This is a genomic window from Peptoniphilus faecalis (assembly GCF_012976305.1).
Lineage (GTDB): Bacteria > Bacillota > Clostridia > Tissierellales > Peptoniphilaceae > Peptoniphilus_A > Peptoniphilus_A faecalis.
This window is the reverse complement of the sequence record NZ_JABDSR010000005.1, coordinates 25,933-42,695: the sequence shown is the minus strand read 5'-3', so window position 1 is coordinate 42,695 and position 16,763 is coordinate 25,933. Positions and strand designations below refer to the sequence as shown.

Annotated in this window: 17 protein-coding genes; 15 read left to right on the top strand and 2 right to left on the bottom strand. The window is 31.3% G+C overall.

Features of this window, described 5'->3' with window-relative positions; translation table 11 throughout:
- Positions 1-189: 189 nt before the first annotated feature.
- Positions 190-1,080 (bottom strand): fructose bisphosphate aldolase, encoded by an 891-nt coding sequence (locus HKO22_RS04375; RefSeq protein WP_169968829.1) that lies wholly within the window; start codon positions 1,078-1,080, stop codon positions 190-192.
- An 86-nt stretch (positions 1,081-1,166) separates the two neighbouring features.
- On the opposite strand from HKO22_RS04375, the gene HKO22_RS04370 reads away from it, so the two are divergent.
- From HKO22_RS04370 to HKO22_RS04340, 7 genes are all read left to right on the top strand, one after another.
- Positions 1,167-1,745, top strand: coding sequence for a ribonuclease H1 domain-containing protein (locus tag HKO22_RS04370; protein WP_075660098.1), 579 nt, complete (start codon positions 1,167-1,169; stop codon positions 1,743-1,745).
- A complete protein-coding gene (locus HKO22_RS04365) occupies positions 1,742-2,161 on the top strand; it encodes a deoxycytidylate deaminase (RefSeq protein WP_075660099.1) in 420 nt (139 codons plus the stop codon). The genes HKO22_RS04370 and HKO22_RS04365 overlap by 4 nt, the downstream gene beginning before the upstream one ends.
- Before the next feature lie 100 nt (positions 2,162-2,261).
- Positions 2,262-2,678, top strand: coding sequence for a large conductance mechanosensitive channel protein MscL (gene mscL, locus HKO22_RS04360; protein ID WP_169968827.1), 417 nt, complete (start codon positions 2,262-2,264; stop codon positions 2,676-2,678).
- Complete coding sequence (locus tag HKO22_RS04355) at positions 2,675-3,706, top strand: patatin-like phospholipase family protein (protein ID WP_169968825.1); 1,032 nt, start codon at positions 2,675-2,677, stop codon at positions 3,704-3,706. The genes mscL and HKO22_RS04355 overlap by 4 nt, the downstream gene beginning before the upstream one ends.
- Positions 3,696-4,325, top strand: a complete 630-nt coding sequence (locus HKO22_RS04350) for an NUDIX hydrolase (RefSeq protein ID WP_075660102.1) — start codon at positions 3,696-3,698, stop codon at positions 4,323-4,325. Before HKO22_RS04355 ends, HKO22_RS04350 begins: the two co-directional genes overlap by 11 nt.
- Before the next feature lie 361 nt (positions 4,326-4,686).
- The gene (locus tag HKO22_RS04345; protein WP_169968823.1) at positions 4,687-5,673 is read left to right on the top strand and encodes a 3D domain-containing protein; all 987 of its coding nucleotides are present in this window, start codon (positions 4,687-4,689) and stop codon (positions 5,671-5,673) included.
- Positions 5,674-5,845: 172 nt separating this feature from the next.
- Complete coding sequence (locus HKO22_RS04340) at positions 5,846-6,742, top strand: hypothetical protein (protein WP_075660104.1); 897 nt, start codon at positions 5,846-5,848, stop codon at positions 6,740-6,742.
- A 39-nt stretch (positions 6,743-6,781) separates the two neighbouring features.
- Here the strand turns inward: HKO22_RS04340 and HKO22_RS04335 are convergent, their stop codons facing one another.
- Positions 6,782-7,021: a glutaredoxin family protein gene (locus HKO22_RS04335; RefSeq protein WP_075660105.1), complete on the bottom strand. Its 240-nt coding sequence runs from the start codon at positions 7,019-7,021 to the stop codon at positions 6,782-6,784.
- A gap of 106 nt (positions 7,022-7,127) precedes the next feature.
- Between HKO22_RS04335 and HKO22_RS04330 the strand changes: the two genes are divergently transcribed.
- From HKO22_RS04330 to HKO22_RS04295, 8 genes are all read left to right on the top strand, one after another.
- Positions 7,128-7,589 (top strand): hypothetical protein, encoded by a 462-nt coding sequence (locus HKO22_RS04330; protein ID WP_169968813.1) that lies wholly within the window; start codon positions 7,128-7,130, stop codon positions 7,587-7,589.
- Entirely contained in the window at positions 7,576-8,346 is a 771-nt protein-coding gene (locus HKO22_RS04325; protein ID WP_169968812.1) for an alpha/beta fold hydrolase, read from the top strand. The genes HKO22_RS04330 and HKO22_RS04325 overlap by 14 nt, the downstream gene beginning before the upstream one ends.
- Before the next feature lie 9 nt (positions 8,347-8,355).
- Positions 8,356-9,909, top strand: coding sequence for a UDP-N-acetylmuramoyl-tripeptide--D-alanyl-D-alanine ligase (locus HKO22_RS04320; protein WP_169968810.1), 1,554 nt, complete (start codon positions 8,356-8,358; stop codon positions 9,907-9,909).
- A gap of 4 nt (positions 9,910-9,913) precedes the next feature.
- Positions 9,914-11,086, top strand: a complete 1,173-nt coding sequence (locus HKO22_RS04315; protein ID WP_075660108.1) for a D-alanine--D-alanine ligase family protein — start codon at positions 9,914-9,916, stop codon at positions 11,084-11,086.
- Positions 11,086-13,185: a ribonuclease R gene (gene rnr, locus HKO22_RS04310; protein ID WP_169968808.1), complete on the top strand. Its 2,100-nt coding sequence runs from the start codon at positions 11,086-11,088 to the stop codon at positions 13,183-13,185. Before HKO22_RS04315 ends, rnr begins: the two co-directional genes overlap by 1 nt.
- Positions 13,182-13,637, top strand: coding sequence for an SsrA-binding protein SmpB (gene smpB / locus HKO22_RS04305; protein ID WP_075660110.1), 456 nt, complete (start codon positions 13,182-13,184; stop codon positions 13,635-13,637). Before rnr ends, smpB begins: the two co-directional genes overlap by 4 nt.
- A gap of 220 nt (positions 13,638-13,857) precedes the next feature.
- Positions 13,858-14,157: an ArsR/SmtB family transcription factor gene (locus HKO22_RS04300; protein WP_211660205.1), complete on the top strand. Its 300-nt coding sequence runs from the start codon at positions 13,858-13,860 to the stop codon at positions 14,155-14,157.
- Positions 14,154-16,598, top strand: a complete 2,445-nt coding sequence (locus HKO22_RS04295) for an FAD-dependent oxidoreductase (protein WP_169968806.1) — start codon at positions 14,154-14,156, stop codon at positions 16,596-16,598. Before HKO22_RS04300 ends, HKO22_RS04295 begins: the two co-directional genes overlap by 4 nt.
- The last annotated feature ends 165 nt before the right edge of the window (positions 16,599-16,763 follow it).

Below are 16,763 nucleotides of genomic sequence, written 5' to 3'. Positions count from 1 at the left end.
AAAATAAAAATTTGATGAGCGGTCAGCACTCATAGATAAGAATATTATCTATGAAATAGTTTACGTTATAGAAATTTAAAAGTCAATAATATTGTATATTCACTAATTATTTTGTTAAATAAAAAATGAAATCGTTTTAAAAACTAAGCATAAATTAAAAAATCTCCAAATTAATGGAGATTTAAATAATTATTTTTCAACTGAAGCTGAATAATTTTTTTCTATTGATTCGTCAAGCATTTTTGTAAATTCTTCATCTGTCTGGTTGACATTAAGTCCTTCAGTTAAAGCTCTTGAATAAGAAGCGATTACACTTTTGTTTTTTCTAAGTTTTTTATTAGCTTCATCTCTGGAGTAGCCACCAGAAAGAGCAACAACTCTAATTGTTTGACTGAAATTATATAAGTCTTCGTAAAGATTTTCTTTCTCAGGAAGAGTTAATTTAAACATTACATAATTTTCTTTTTCTAAGTTTTTAAGTCCTTCGATTAAATATTTTTTTAGAACTTCTTCAATTTCAGCTTTATCTTTAGCGTGAATATCAACTTCAGGCTCTATAATTGGGACAAAGCCTGCATCAGAAATTTTCTTTGCATATTCAAATTGTTGGTCTACAACTTTTTCAATTGATTTTTCATTGAGTTCCTTTATTACGGAACGCATTTTTGTGCCAAAAATATTTCTTTCTTTAGCATTTTTAAGGAGCTCGTCAATGTGTTTGAAAGGCTTCATAAGTTGTGCACCATCTTTTAATTCATCAAGGCCTTCGTCGATTTTTAAAAAAGGAACTATGCCCTTTTCTTCCCAAAGGTAGTCGCCAGTAAATTTATTGTCAACCTTTGAATTCATAGTAACTTTAAATAAAATTGCAGCCAAAATTCTATCAGAAGTAAAAGCTTCATTAGTTATAATTCTCTTTCTCATTTCATGAACTAAGTTAAACATTTCTTCATCGTTAGAATATTTGTCTTCAGTTATTCCATAATTTAAAAGTGCCTTTGGTGTTGATCCACCTGATTGGTCAAGGGCAGCAATAAAGCCTTTGCCATTTTTCATTCTATCAAATTGTTTTTTGTTCATTTTTACCTCCAAAGTCTAGACTTCTTATTACTTCTAATTATATAATAAGTAGACATAGTTGACAAATGACAAATTTTGAGGTGAATATGAATTATTATGCAGTAAGGGTTGGAAGAAACCCTGGAATATATAAAACGTGGGATGAGTGTAAAAAAGAGACTATGGGATTTAAAGGTGCAAGCTTTAAAAAATTTTCTACTCTTGAAGATGCTAAAGCTTTTTTAAATGAAATAGAAGAAGAAAAAAAAGAAGTGGTAGAAAGGGATGAGCTAATAGCATATGTAGACGGCTCCTATAGGAATTCTGATAAGAGCCATTCCTATGGGGTATATATGTTTAATGACGAAGAGGAATATATCTTTTCTAAAAGATTTTTTAAGGGTTCAGAGATGAGAAATGTTTCTGGAGAAATAAAGGGCGCCATGAAGGCTATGGAGTACGCAGAATCTATTGGAAAGAGAAAAATTTATCTTCATTATGATTACGAGGGTATAAGATCCTGGGCTCTTGGATTTTGGAAGACAAATAAAGAGGGGACAATTTTATACAAAGAATTTTACGATGACATAAAAGACAAGCTAGAAGTAAAATTCATAAAAGTAGAGGCACATAGTGGTGTGAAGTACAATGAACTTGTAGATAAGCTTGCAAAGGAGGCAAAATGAGAAAGTCTTGGGACGAATATTTTATGGAGATAACTGAAATGGTTGCGACTAGATCCACTTGTGATCGTGCCTTTGTAGGTTGCGTGCTGGTAAATTCTGATAACAGAATTATTTCTACTGGATATAATGGGTCTGTGACGGGAAACCCTCATTGTGACGAAGTTGGTCATACAATGAGAGATGGGCACTGCATTGCCACAATTCATGCAGAGATGAATGCACTTTTATATTGTGCAAAGGAAGGAATTTCAGTGAAGGGTGCTAAGGCCTATGTTACACATTTTCCGTGTTTAAACTGTACAAAGGCACTTATACAAGCAGGAATTTGTGCCATATATTATCACGAAGCTTATAGAGTGGATGATTATGCAATGGAACTTCTGAATAAAAATAATATTCTTTTAAAACAAATTTAACAAATCTAGATGCCTATTAAGTGTAACTTAATAGGTTTTTTTATTTAGATGTTGGGTATCTTATATTAATAAGTGATACACAAAAATTAGGAGGTAGAACATGAAGGGATTCATAGAAGAATTTAGAGAATTTATTTCTAAGGGCAATGTAATGGATATGGCAGTAGGGGTTATTATAGGTGGCGCCTTTGGCAAAATCGTATCAAGTCTTGTGGAAAATATTTTAATGCCACTTATTGGAATTATTATTGGTGGGGTTAATTTTTCTGATTTAAGTATAACTGTTGGAACTGCTGAAGTTAAATATGGAGTATTTTTGCAATCAGTTTTTGATTTTTTGATTATTGCACTTGTAATATTTATAATGATTAAACAAATTTCAAAAGTTACTAGCAAATTTAAAAAAGAGGAAGAAGTGAAACCGACAGAAAAGGTATGCCCTTTCTGCAAGTCAACTATTGCAATTGATGCAACTAGATGTCCACACTGTACATCTGAACTTGGAAGTGTAAAATGAAAAAGTGGGGTTTGGTCCTTGAAGGTGGTGGAGCAAGAGGCGCTTATCAAGTAGGTGCTTATTTTGCCCTTATGGAAATGGAATTTAATTTTTCAAAAATTGTTGGCACGAGCATTGGTGCCTTTAATGGAGCTATGTTTGCCCAAGGTGATGCCTATGAGTGTTTTAAAGCTTGGAAAAACTTGGATTTTTCTTCTTTTGTCAATGAATTAAAAACTGTGGAAGAAGATCAGGATATTTTGGCAAAAATCATAGAAAAATTAAGGAGGCACGACATAAAAATCCCTGAATTGACAAGGTCGCCCTATCCACTTTTTAGACTAGTAGATCAATTTATTGACGAAGACAAGCTTAGAAATTCAGATATTGATTTTGGAATTTGTACAGTTAATGTTTCTGATTTAAAAGTTGAGAAATTATTTAAAGAAGATATTGAGAAGGGACTAATAAAAGATTACATTATTGCTTCTTGTTACATTCCTTTCTTTAAATTAAAATCCCTTCATGGCAAAATATTTTTAGATGGAGGTTTTGCATCTCCAGCTCCTATTGAAATGATTGAAGATGACATGGATATTGTTTTAGTAAGACTTTCTGATAGGAATATAAAAAATGAAGAGCGTGCGAAATATATTGTTAAACCAAATAAAAGGCTTGGTTCAACACTTGATTTTGATACCGATAGAGCTGATGAATTAATAAAAAATGGTTACTTCGATGCCTTTAGAGCTGTAAAGGGTTTAAAGGGTGAAGAGTATTATATTTTGCCAATTAAAGAAGAAGAAAGTTTAAAATATATTTATAAAATTTTAAAAGAAAAGGTCTACGAAATTGATAATAAAGTTATTAGAAAGATATTTGAAGAATATGTACCAAAGATTGCAGCAGAGCTAGAGATGCCAGAAAATTTTAAATACGATGAACTTTTATATAAGCTTTTAGAAAGAGAAGCAGAAAAAAATAAGATAGATAGATACAAAATTTATACAGTTGAAGGATTAATGAGGGAAATAGAAAATGGATTTTAATGCTGATTTTGAATTAATGAAAATTAAAGCTAAACTTCAGAAGAAAAGTTCAATGCCTGTGGATGTTAAAAACAGATTTTCTGTCATGATACCTTTGATAAAGAGAAGAGGACAAATTCATCTTTTGTTTGAAAAGAGGGCACTTAATCTTAGAAATCAACCAGGAGAAGTTTCTTTCCCTGGTGGCAGAATTGAGGGAAATGAAAGCCCAAAACAGGCTGCTATTCGTGAAACCTGCGAGGAATTATTAATAAAAGAAAAGGATTTGGAAATATATTCAGAGGGGGATTTTTTAGTAAATCCATATTCTGCTATTATTTACACTTATATTGGCGAGATAAAAAAAGATTTTTTTGAAATTATTCCATCAAAGGATGAGGTTGAAAAAATTTTCACAGTACCACTAAAATTTTTTATGGAGATTGAGCCAAAATCCTACAAGTTAGATTTAAATGTAAATAGAAATGAAGACTTTCCTTATCATTTGATTCCAAATGGAGAAAATTATAAATTCAAAAGGGGAAAAGAAGAAGTCCTATTCTATGATTATAAAGGTATCATTATTTGGGGCTTTACTGCCAAAATAACGAGAAGATTTGTAGAAAGAATAGGTCTTTGACCTTGTGCAAAGTTTGATAATTGATGATTTGAATTTTGTAAAAAACTTCTGTAAAATAGATATAAAAATTATTTTTAATAAAAAATTAATAAAAAACTAGTAATATTTGTAATACAAATGTAATATTTTAGTTTAAAGCTCTAAATTTCAATGTTTAGAGCTTTTTTTATTTTTATCATAAAATATATTTAAATAATACAACCTTTAAAATGGCTAAATTTCAAAGATTATGCCAAGAATTACAAAAAAGTTACAAAAAATTGACAAATTAAGTTTTTTTTATTATACTTTTATGAGGTTAGAAAAGGTTACAAAAGTGTAACAAAATTTACAATTTTGTAACGCTATGGAGGTTATTTATTTGAATAAGAAAAACATTTTTAAAAATGCAAAGTTTATTTTAATAGTCCTAGCGCTTGTTTCAGTGCTTACAATGGGTTTTAGCACAGCTTTAGGAAATGATGTAGAATTAAATATTAATGGAAAGACAAAGACAGTTTTTACATATGAAAAGACTGTGGGTGCATTTTTAGAAAAAGAAGGCATAGTACTTAAAGATAAGGATGTTGTTAGTCCAAGTGTTGATCAAGAAATCAAGGAAGATATGAAGGTAATAATAACTTCTCCAAAATCTTATCACATTAAAGATGGCAATAAGACTATAATTGCTGAGGCAAATGGATATACAGTTGCTGATGTACTTGAAAATTTAAATATAAAGTTAAATAAGCTTGATAGAGTTTCCTTTCCTCTTGATGAAATTGCAAAAGAAGGAATGGAAATTCAAATTGATAGAGTAGTAGTTGAAAACATTGAAAACAAAATAGAAATTCCTTTTGAAACAGAAAGTCGTGAAAATGCAGAAATGCTTGAAGGACAAAAAAATGTAATCACTAATGGTGAAGTTGGACAAAAGGTTGAAAGTTTAAAGAACACTTATGTCAACGGAGTTCTTGAAACTACTGAAGTTTTAAAAAGTGAAATTACAAAGAATCCCGTTAAAGAAGTTGTAGAAGTTGGAAGTAAAAAAGCACCTGCAGCACCTAATGGGAAAAATGCCAAAAGAGTAATAGTGATGCAAGCCACTGCTTATGATCCAACAGCTGGTTCAAAGACAGCTATGGGAACTCGTGCAAGAGTTGGAGCAGTTGCCGTTGACCCTAAGGTTATCCCTCTTGGTTCAAAACTTTATATTGAATCAATGGACGGTTTCGCAAGTTATGGTTATGCGACAGCAGAAGATACTGGTGGAGCAATAAAGGGAAATAGAATTGATTTATTTTACAACTCAAATGCTGAGGCTAATAGATTTGGCAGAAGAAATGTAAAAGTTTATGTACTTGATTAAAAAAGTCCTAGCAATGGGACTTTTTTAATGCAAACTTTTAAATTGTTGGTTTTCCAAAAATTAAAGAAATCTCGAGAAAAATGAAAATCTAAAAATAAAAAAATTGAAAAAATAAGAGTTCATCATTTAAAAGAACCTTTATTTAATTTATAATATAAATGAGGATGATTTTATGAAATTAGTAGAACATGAACTCGTCGATAGATATATTTATTATTTGCAAAGATACATCCCCTATGATAAGCAAAAAGATGCAAGGGATGATTTTTTAGAAATTTTGAAAGATAGACTTCCGGAAATTTATACGGAAGATGACATAAAAAAAGAATTAAATAAAATTGGAAATCCCTATGAATTTGCGACAACTTATACTGAAGGTAGTAAATTTCTTTTAAGTGGTAAAAACTATGAAATTTTTGTAGCCTTTTTGAAGATGCTTTCTGTGTCTGCATTAATTGGAATTATTTTATTCATTTTAAATTATTTCAAAAGATTTGTAAGTGCAAATTTATTTGATTTACTAAAGACAATTTTAATTAGCATTTTTGTTCTAAGCTTATTGCCTTCTTGGATTTGTGAAAAGATTAAAACCACAAAAATTCTAAAGGCACTCACAGAAGAATGGGATATAGATAATCTTTATGAGACTAAGGATTTTAAAATAGAAAAATATGAGATCGTATTATTGGTATTAAATTTTTCAATGTATTTTATGCTTCAAGCGTATATTATCACTGCAAGAATTAATATTTCCATTGTTACTTATACTTTTATTATGGTATTATTTTTTCTAAATGTACTTAGTGCAAATTTAAAATTATCAGAAAACACTATTGTCTCAAAAGTAATGCATTTTGAATATTTTGTAGATATATTTACATTAATTAGTTTTATAATTATGACAAATTACTTTATTCCAAGGGTATTTATCATAAAGATAATTATGCTATGCAGTGTAATTAATATAATTTTAAATTCTTATAATATTTCTAAAAGCAAGAATATTTTGCTATCGCGAAAAAAGAGAAAGAAAAATAAGTTTAAAAGAAAAAACAAAAAGACAGAGTGAACAATAATCACCTGTCTTTTTTGCATTTGATTAATTAAATTAAGCTACATTTTCCTTTAAATATTTTATAATATCTAAAGATTCGTAAAGAGGCTTGTCGCCAATGAATAGACATGGAACTTGTTTTTTGCCGCCCTTTTCAATTAAATATTTGCGAGCTTCTTTATCTTCATCAATGTTTTTTATTTCTACAGAATTAATGCCATTATCTGCCATAAAAGATTCAACTTTTTTACAGAATGGACAAATTGTACCTACATAAAGTGTTAATTTTTCCATAAAATCCCTCCGATTTTATTTTACCCAATTAATGGTAAAGAAAACAAGGGCAGTATTTAAAAGGTAGTCATTTTTTGATATAATAGCATAGATTCGAGGTGATATTGTGGGATTTTTTGACAGTCTCGATGGAAATGTTAATGAAATAATGGGAAATTTAAATTATTTAAAGAAAAAAATTGTAAGTGAATCACAAGAAATAAAAAAAATGGCAAGGTTAAAGTACGAAATTTTAAACGAAGAGAGAAAGTTATCTGAACTTTTTGAATCTCTTGGGCGACATGAGTTTAATATTTTAAAGGGTGAAGAGTCAGATCTTGACATTGATGAAACTTTAAGAGCAATTGAAAGACACACTTCAAGGATTTCTTCGCTAAAGATTGGTCTAGATTTAAATGAAAATACTAGTATAAATTTTCAAAAGGATATAGAAAAAAATTCAGACAAAGACCAAGATAAAAATAATTTTAGCGGACTTTATGTGGAAAAAGATTTTAATAATAAATTAAAAGAGGAAGATGATGGTTGCATAATTTTTATAGAAGAAGATGAAGATGAAAGTAGATAAAAATTTTATTGATATAGATGGAATAAATACTGCATATATAAAAAGAGAGGGCGGCGAAAAAATTGTCCTTATCCTTCACGGATGGGGTGCATATATTGAGTCGATTATGCCAATTTTTAATGCTATTCCAGAGCATTACACAGTCTATGCCTATGATGCACCGGGATTTGGAGACAGCGAGGCACCAAAAGAGGTAATGGGAACCTACGATTACTATAGTTTTTTGTTGAAGTTTTTGGAAAAGTTTAATATAAAAAGGGCTACATTTATCGGGCATTCCTTTGGAGGCAAAACTCTTACGATTTTAGGTGCGAGAAATAAGAATTTAATAGACAAATTAGTGCTAATCGATGCATCGGGAGTTATTCCAAAGAGAAAACTTTCTTATTATGCTAAGGTTTATTCTTTTAAAGCTGCAAAAAAACTATATATGCTAACTCATGGCAACGACGACAAAGCTCTGTCAAAATTTTATAAAAATCACGGCTCCGATGACTACAAGGCAGCAGAAGGAATTATGCGAAAATGTTTTGTAAAAGTTGTGAATGAATCCACAAGAGAAGAGTTTAAAAATATCGAAGCAGAGACTCTTCTAATTTGGGGAGACAAAGATGATGCAACGCCTCTTTACATGGGCAAAATTTTTGAAAAAGAGATAAAAAATTCAGGACTTGTGGTTTTGGAAGATGCTGGTCATTATTCATATCTAGATAAGTTTGGACAATTTAGAGCAGTTATTAATTCCTTTTTAGATTAGGAGATTTAGATGAAAATTTTTTTAGTGAAACTACCTATTTATATAATAGATTTAATAGTAATTTCTGTGGCACTTTATTACTCTTTAATTAGGAGTAATTTTCCCATTCATATGCTTCAACTTGAAGGCTATGACAATGACGAGTACAAAACGTTTTTGAAAAATAACAAGGAAAAGATGAATAAATTAGTCTACAAATTGGATAAAAATCAAAAAACGCCAATAGTTTGGACTGATAGGGCAAAGAGACTTTTAAAAAAGCATAAAATTGTAAATTTTATTTTTTTCGTAATTATTGTTGTAATTTCTCTTTTATTATTTGATATTACAAAATCTTATGTGCTATCAGCATTTTCGACTATTGTATTTTCCTTTTTAGTTTATTTTTTTCAATATAGAATTTTGATTTTGACAAATATGTGGGCAAAGCCAACTGAAGACAAAATCAATATGGGATTTTACAATTCTGCACAAGCTAAAATTAAAAAATTTAAAGAAGAAAGGGGCTTAAAAGTTTTAGGGATAACGGGTTCCTTTGGAAAGACTTCTGTAAAATTTATATCTAATACAATTTTGTCTGAAGGACTTAGAGTTAAAAACACGCCTTCTTCCTTTAATACGCCTATGGGTCTTTCAAAAATTATTAACAATGAACTTGAAAGCAACACAGAGGTTTTCATCGCAGAGCTTGGAGCCAAGATGCCAGGAGAAATTCACGAAGTGGCGGAACTTGTACAACCTGATATTGGAATAATTACAGCAATTGGGCCAACGCACATGCATCTTTTTAAGACAATCGAAAATATTCAAAAAACAAAGTATGAATTAATAGAGGATTTGCCTGAAGATGGAATTGCAATATTTAACTACGACAACGACTATGTAAAGCCTCTTGCGGATAAAACTTTAAAGAAAACTTATAGATATGGAACAAGGGACTTTGAAAAACTAGATATTTATGCTGACGAGATAAAAGTTAATGAAACTGGTTCTGAATTTATGCTTCACATCAAGGGTGTGGGGGAAATAAAATGCGAGACAAAACTTCTTGGAGTACACAATATTTCAAACATACTTGCATCAGCGACTGCGGCACATGTCCTTGGACTTAGCTTAGAAGATATACAAAGGGGAATAAAAAAAGTTGAGCCAGTGGAACATAGGCTTTCACTTCTACCATCGACAAATGGCACAATAGTTATTGACGATGCTTTTAATTCAAACCCTGTTGGATTTAGGGCAGCATTAGATGTTCTTAGAGAATTTAAAGATCATAGAAAAATAATTATTACGCCAGGCATGGTTGAACTTGGCGATATGGAAATTTGTGAAAATAGAAAAATAGGCGAAGCAATGGCAGATGTCCTCGACTTTGTAATTTTAGTCGGCAAAAAGAGAACACTTCCAATTTATGAGGGTTTAAAAAATAAAAAATTTAATGAAGATAATATTTACAGAGTTTCTTCACTAGCAGAAGCTACTGAAGTACTCGCAAAGATTTCCTTGCCAGGAGATGTCCTTCTATTTGAAAATGACCTTCCTGACAATTACAATGAGGAGTGAGAATATGGAAAATATAGGTGTAATTTTTGGAGGTAGATCCGTTGAACACGAAGTTTCTGTAATTACAGGGATGCAAATTATTGAAAATATGGATAAGACAAAGTACAATCCTATTCCAATTTATATTACAAAGAGCGGCAAATTTCTTTCGGGCGAAAGTTTAAAAAACTTTAAAGCGTATAAAAATCAAGACTTCCACGATGGAGTTGAAGTTTTTTTCAAGCCAACTTATGGCGACAAAAATCTTTACTTTGTAAAGCATAACGAAAAAAAATTGTTTAAGCCAGAGTATGATTCTGTCGAAGTTTACGAAAAAATCGATGCAATATTTTTTGCCCTTCACGGAACTTTTGGCGAAGATGGATGCACTCAAGGACTTTTTGAACTTATGGGAATGCCCTACACTGGTTGTGGCGTAATGTCAGCAGCTGTAGGCATGGACAAGGTAATTATGAGAAAAGTTTTTGAATCAGAAAATATTCCAATGACAAAATACAAGTATTTTTACAAAGAAGAGCTTAAAAATTTACAAAATATTGTTGAAAAATGCAAGGATTTGAAATATCCTTTATTTGTAAAGCCTGCAAATTTAGGTTCCTCTATTGGAATTTCAAGAGTGGAGAATGCTCTTGACCTTTCAAAGGCACTTGAAGTTGCAGCACATTATGATAGAAAAATAATTGTGGAAGAAGCAGTGGTAAATCCAAGGGAGATAAATGTGGCAGTCCTTGGTTATGAAAATGACCTTAGAGTTTCTGCAGCAGAGGAACCCCTCGGATTTAAGGATCTTTTGAAGTACGAAGATAAATATGTTTCTGGTTCAAAGGGTGCAAAGTCATCACAAAAGCATCAAAACAAAAAGCTCCCAGCTGATTTGACACCAAGTCTTGAAAAAGAAATTAAAGAGCTTGCAAAAAAAAGTTTCATGGCAATTGATGGAGCGGGAGTTGCAAGGATTGACTTTTTAGTTGATGGTGAAAAGGCTTATGTAAATGAAATTAACACCCTACCAGGTTCTATTGCCTTTTATCTTTATGAGGTAGATGGACTAAAGATTGAGGATTTAATTACAAAATTAATTGAACTTGGAAAGACTAGACATAGCGAAAGAGCAGAAAACAATTATTCCATTGATTCAAATTTATTTAATATGACAAGTTATGGAGCAAAGATTTAATGATCAAAGAAAAGATTTTAGAAGTTATCAAAAATTCAAAGCCAAGGTCAAAGGAGGAACTCACAAAGCTATTTAAAATTAAAAACAAAGAAAAGAAACAGTTTTTTAAAATAGTTGAAGAGCTACAAAGAGAAGGACTTATTTTTGAAGATTCTAGAAAAAAATACAGATTTGTCGACAATGACAAATTCTTTTATGGAAAACTTCAAACAAAAGCAAAGGGATTTGGATTTTTGATAAGGGGAAATCTTGACGAAGATATTTATATATCAAAAAACAATTTAAATTTTGCACTTAATGATGATGAAGTTATTGTTAGAAGGTACAAAGATTCCTCTGGCGATAGACCTGAGGGAAAGGTGCTTGTTATTGTAAAAAGAGTGAACACGAAATTTGTTGGAGTTTTTCAAGAAAAGAAGGACTTTGGATTTGTAATCACAGACGAGAGCAAAATGGCAATGGATATTTATATTCCAAAGAAAAAAATTAATGGAGCAAGAAATGGTCAAAAGGTAGTTGTAAAAATAGAGAAATGGCCAGAGGAAAATAAAAAACCAGAGGGTCGCATCATAGAAATTTTAGGTTATCCAGAAGATCCTCATGTTGACATAATGTCCGTTGCAGCATCTCTTGACCTGCCCATGGAATTTAACAAGGCGGCAATTTCTGAAGCAAAGAGCTTGCCGCAAGAAGTTAGTGCTGATGAAATAAAGGGCAGGCGTGATTTCAGAGATCTAACAACTTTTACCATTGACGGAGCGGACTCAAAGGATTTTGACGATGCAATCTCTCTAGAAATTTCTAAAAAGGGCAATTACATTTTAGGTGTTCACATTGCAGATGTAGCACATTATGTCCAAGAGCTTGGGGCAATAGACGAGGAAGCTTTCAAGAGGGGTAATTCAGTTTACTTACTTAATAAAGTAATACCAATGATACCCTTTGAACTTTCAAATGGCATATGTTCACTTAATGAAGGTGTAGATAGGCTTACCCTTTCAGTTATTGCAGAGATAAATAAAAGTGGCGATGTAGTAAAACATGAAATCTGTGAATCTGTAATAAACTCAAATAGAAGGCTTGTCTATGAAGATGTGTCCGATTATTTGGAAAAGAATATAGTTCATGAATCCCTAGTTGGGCTTGAAAAAACTTTAGACAATATGTATGAACTTTCACAAATCTTACAAAAAAAGAGAGAAGAAGGCGGCGCAATTGACTTCGATATACCAGAAGTAATAATCGAAGTTGACGAAAGAGGATGGCCACAAAATATTCACAAGAGAGATAGAAGATCTGCCAACAAACTTATTGAAGATTTTATGTTAACGGCAAATGTCTGTGTGGCAAGAGAATATTTTTTCAAACACATTCCATTTTTATATAGAATTCACGAAAGACCAAAGGAAGATAAAATTTCCGAACTAAATGCTTATCTTAGACCACTTGGATATATGATAAATTTTGACGGAAAAGTCGAACCAAAGGATGTGCAAAAAGTTCTCGAAAGGGCAAAGGGAACTAAGGAGGAAATGTTTATCTCTACAATGACATTGAGATCTATGACAAAGGCGAGGTATTCTGAAATAAATGACATACACTTTGGCTTAGCCTTTGATTACTATTCACATTTTACTTCTCCAATAAGAAGATATGCTGATCTTACAATTCACAGAATTATAAAAAGACATCTCAAGGGTACCCTTTCTAAGGGAATAATAAAAAATTTAAAATTAGTCCTTCCAGAAATTGCAGAGCAGGTTTCTAGGACGGAAAAAATTGCACAGGATGCAGAAAGACAAGTTGAAGACATTAAAATGGCAGAGTATATGTCTGAACGCATTGGAGAAAGATACATTGGTAGAGTTTCAAGTATAACAAGTTTTGGGATTTTTGTAGAGCTTGAAAATTTAATCGAAGGACTCATTAGCTACAGAACTATGGATGGTTACTACGAATTTGACGTGGATAATTACAAGGCTATTGATTACGAAACAAAGGATGAATTTCACATTGGCGACGAAGTAAAAATTGAAGTTATAAATGTAGATTTAAATATGGGAAATATTGATTTTAAATTAATAGGTGATGAAGATTGAGTAAAGAAAATGATAACGCAATTGCAAATAACAAAAAGGCGAGCCATCTTTATTTTATCGAAGATACTTATGAAGCAGGCATTGAACTTTTTGGGACAGAAGTAAAGTCAATAAGAAAGGGACAAATAAATATAAAAGATTCCTATTGCGACATAAATAAGGGCGAAATTTTTGTATATGGCATGCACATTTCTCCTTACGAACAGGGAAATATTTACAATGTTGACCCGATGAGAAAGAGAAAACTTTTGATGCACAAAAATGAAATCCTTCGCCTTGAAAAAGTAAAGACTCAAGATGGCTATACAATAATTCCTTTGAAGGTTTATTTAAAGAGGGGAAAGGTTAAAGTTTTAATTGCAAAAGCAAAGGGTAAAAAACTTTGGGACAAAAGAGAGACTATGAAGAAAAAAGAAGTAGACAAAAAACTAAGGCAAGCACTCAAATACTGAGTGCTTTTTATATGGTAATTTTATATTATGTTTATAGCATTTAATTAGTGTTGACTGACTACATAAAAGATGAATTTACTTTGAAATGCCCTGACATAAATTGAAAGCAAAACAAATTAAAGAATTATAAAATATCTAAAGATAAGGTTTAATTAACTTGACATCTATATTAGAATTTGCTAATATGCTAATATAGGTAAATTTTAGAGGTGTATTGATTTTGAAAAAAATTACTGAAGAACATAAAAAAGTAATTAAAGACAGAGCAAGTCTGGTAAAGGCAATGGCTCATCCAGTGAGATTATGTGTGCTTGATAAATTGATTAATGAAGGAGAAAAAAATGTAACAGAAATAGTGGATTGCATGGATGTTACTCAATCAAATTTATCTCAACATTTATCAAAACTTAGAGATTTAGGAATAGTTGAAGCAAGAAAAGAAGGAAATTTAATTTACTATTCAGTTAAAAGGAAGGATGTAATTTCAATTGTAAAGGTGATAATGAGAGGTGCAGAATGAAGATAATAGTTGTTGGTGGAGTTGCAGGTGGTGCAACGGCGATAGCAAGACTTAGAAGACTTGATGAAAATGCAGAGATTCTTCTTTTAGAAAGAGGAAAATATGTAAGCTTCGCAAATTGTGGTCTTCCATATTATATTGGTGGTGCAATAGAAGAAAGGGACTCTCTTTTTGTAACTACTAAAGAATCTATTGAAGATAAATACAATATTGAAATTAGAACGGAAAATGAAGTTCTTTCAATAGATAAAGAAAATAAAAGGGTCAGGATCATAGATTACACAAGTGGAAGAGAATACGAGGAAGATTATGATAAATTACTTTTATCTACTGGCTCAAGTCCTTTTATACCAGATGTAGAAGGAATTAATGAAAGAAATATTTTTAAGCTTTGGACAGTTCCAGATGTAGATGCAATATATAATTTTATAGAAAAAGAAAAACCTAAAAAAGCAGTAGTCATTGGAGGAGGCTTCATTGGACTTGAAACAGCTGAAAACTTATATGAAAAGGGTCTGGAAGTTACTCTTGTTGAAATGTCAGATCAAGTTATGCCACCATTAGATAAAGATATGGCAAAAATTTTAGAAAATCATTTAGAAAATAAAGGTGTAAAGCTTTTACTTGGAGAAGGATTTGACGGAACAGAAAATAAAGGAAAAACTATAAAATTAAAATCTGGGAAAAAATTAGAAAGTGATATTACAATTTTATCCATTGGCGTTAGACCTAATAGCGGAATTGCAAAAAGTGCTGGACTTGAATTAAATGAAAGAGGCGGTATAAAAGTAGATAAATTTCAAAAAACATCTGACGAAAACATTTATGCCGTGGGAGATGTAATTGAAGTCAAAGACTTTATACTGGGAACAAATACTATGATTCCTCTTGCGGGACCTGCAAATAAACAAGGTAGAGCTGTTGCTTCAAATATTTTAGAAAAAAGGGAAGAAACTTATAAAGCAACTATGGGCACAAGTGTTGCTAAGGTATTTGACATGACTGTTGCAACAGTGGGATCAAATGAAAAATCACTAATTAAAAAGGGATACAAGTATAAAAAGGATTATTATATTTCTCTAGTTCACCCAATGTCCCATGCAGGATATTATCCAGGAGCACTTCCTATGACAATTAAGTTAATTTTTGGCAGGGATGGTGAAATTTTAGGAGCTCAAATAGTAGGTTATGATGGAGTGGATAAGAGAATAGACATAATTGCAACGACTATATATTTTAAAGGAAATGTATATGATTTAAGTGATTTAGAACTTGCCTATGCTCCGCCATATTCAAGTGCCAAGGATCCAGTTAATTTTGCGGGATATGTGGCGACAAATATATTAGAAGGACTTACTGAACCAATTACATTGCAAGAGTTGAAAGAGGATAAATCAAAATACACTGTACTTGACGTGAGAGAAGAAATAGAACAAGTATCAGGTATGATGGATGAAGCCATATCTATGCCGCTTACTGAAATTAGAAATAGAATAGGCGAGCTTGATAAAAACAAAGAGTATGCAATTTATTGTGCAGTTGGGATAAGGGGCTATATTGCTGAGAGAATATTAAAACAAAGGGGCTTTAGTGCTCATAATATTTTAGGTGGATACAGAACTTATTTAGATATAGAAGGATCTTCAGATTATTCAGATTTGTCGACAGAACAGGATAAATTTGAAAGCTCTGAAAATAAAGATGATAATAATAAAGAAATAAAATTATTAAATGTATGTGGACTTTCTTGTCCAGGTCCAATAGTTCAAGTATCAGAAGCAATAAATAAATTATCTCCTGGCGAGATAATAGAAGTTGTGGCAACAGATCCAGGCTTTGCCAGAGATATAAAATCGTGGGCAAATAATACAGGAAATACATTATTGGAAAGCAGTGCTAATAAAGGGAAATTTTCTGCAAAAATTCAAAAGGGAAAGAGGGTAGAAAAGGAAGAAAAGAACCCCACAAATATTAAAGAAAAGACGATGATCATATTTGACGGGGATTTAGACAAAGCGATAGCTTCTTTTATAATAGCTACAGGTGCTGCAGCAATGGGAAATAAAGTAAATATGTTTTTTACATTTTGGGGGTTAAGTATATTAAGAAAAGAAAATGCTCCAAAGGTAAAAAAAGACTTTATGTCAAAAATGTTTTCAATGATGCTTCCAAAATCCTCAAGAAAACTTGGACTTTCTAAGATGAATTTCTTTGGAATGGGCTCAAAAATGATAAGAAAAGTGATGAAGGATAAGGGAGTTTCATCTCTAGAAGAACTTATATTAAATGCTCAAAGAGCAGGAGTTAAGATGACAGCTTGTCAAATGTCTATGGATGTAATGGGACTTTCAAAAGAAGAATTGATTGAGGGAGTAGAAGTAGGTGGAGTTGCGACAATGCTTTCTGATAATGACAACTCTAATATGAATTTATTTATATAATTAAGAACTAAAAACTGTGAGCTTGTAGATAAAGAAATCCCAAGGCTTGTAGAATTTACTTTTTCTAAATTTAATTCATTATGAATATATAAATTTGTTGGCTATTTAAAAATGTAGTTTTTGGCATTTCTTTTTGAATTGAATTTATAAAAAAACTCAATATGT

Bases quoted from the DNA above. Each gene is read 5' to 3' on its own strand.
- HKO22_RS04320 (WP_169968810.1), top strand. From the start codon at position 8,356: ATGAAAATTTTTTTAGTGAAACTACCTATTTATATAATAGATTTAATA.
- mscL (WP_169968827.1), top strand. From the start codon at position 2,262: ATGAAGGGATTCATAGAAGAATTTAGAGAATTTATTTCTAAGGGCAAT.
- HKO22_RS04375 (WP_169968829.1), bottom strand. From the start codon at position 1,080: ATGAACAAAAAACAATTTGATAGAATGAAAAATGGCAAAGGCTTTATT.
- HKO22_RS04350 (WP_075660102.1), top strand. From the start codon at position 3,696: ATGGATTTTAATGCTGATTTTGAATTAATGAAAATTAAAGCTAAACTT.
- HKO22_RS04295 (WP_169968806.1), top strand. From the start codon at position 14,154: ATGAAGATAATAGTTGTTGGTGGAGTTGCAGGTGGTGCAACGGCGATA.
- HKO22_RS04370 (WP_075660098.1), top strand. From the start codon at position 1,167: ATGAATTATTATGCAGTAAGGGTTGGAAGAAACCCTGGAATATATAAA.
- HKO22_RS04340 (WP_075660104.1), top strand. From the start codon at position 5,846: ATGAAATTAGTAGAACATGAACTCGTCGATAGATATATTTATTATTTG.
- HKO22_RS04315 (WP_075660108.1), top strand. From the start codon at position 9,914: ATGGAAAATATAGGTGTAATTTTTGGAGGTAGATCCGTTGAACACGAA.
- HKO22_RS04365 (WP_075660099.1), top strand. From the start codon at position 1,742: ATGAGAAAGTCTTGGGACGAATATTTTATGGAGATAACTGAAATGGTT.
- HKO22_RS04325 (WP_169968812.1), top strand. From the start codon at position 7,576: ATGAAAGTAGATAAAAATTTTATTGATATAGATGGAATAAATACTGCA.
- HKO22_RS04335 (WP_075660105.1), bottom strand. From the start codon at position 7,021: ATGGAAAAATTAACACTTTATGTAGGTACAATTTGTCCATTCTGTAAA.
- rnr (WP_169968808.1), top strand. From the start codon at position 11,086: ATGATCAAAGAAAAGATTTTAGAAGTTATCAAAAATTCAAAGCCAAGG.
- HKO22_RS04355 (WP_169968825.1), top strand. From the start codon at position 2,675: ATGAAAAAGTGGGGTTTGGTCCTTGAAGGTGGTGGAGCAAGAGGCGCT.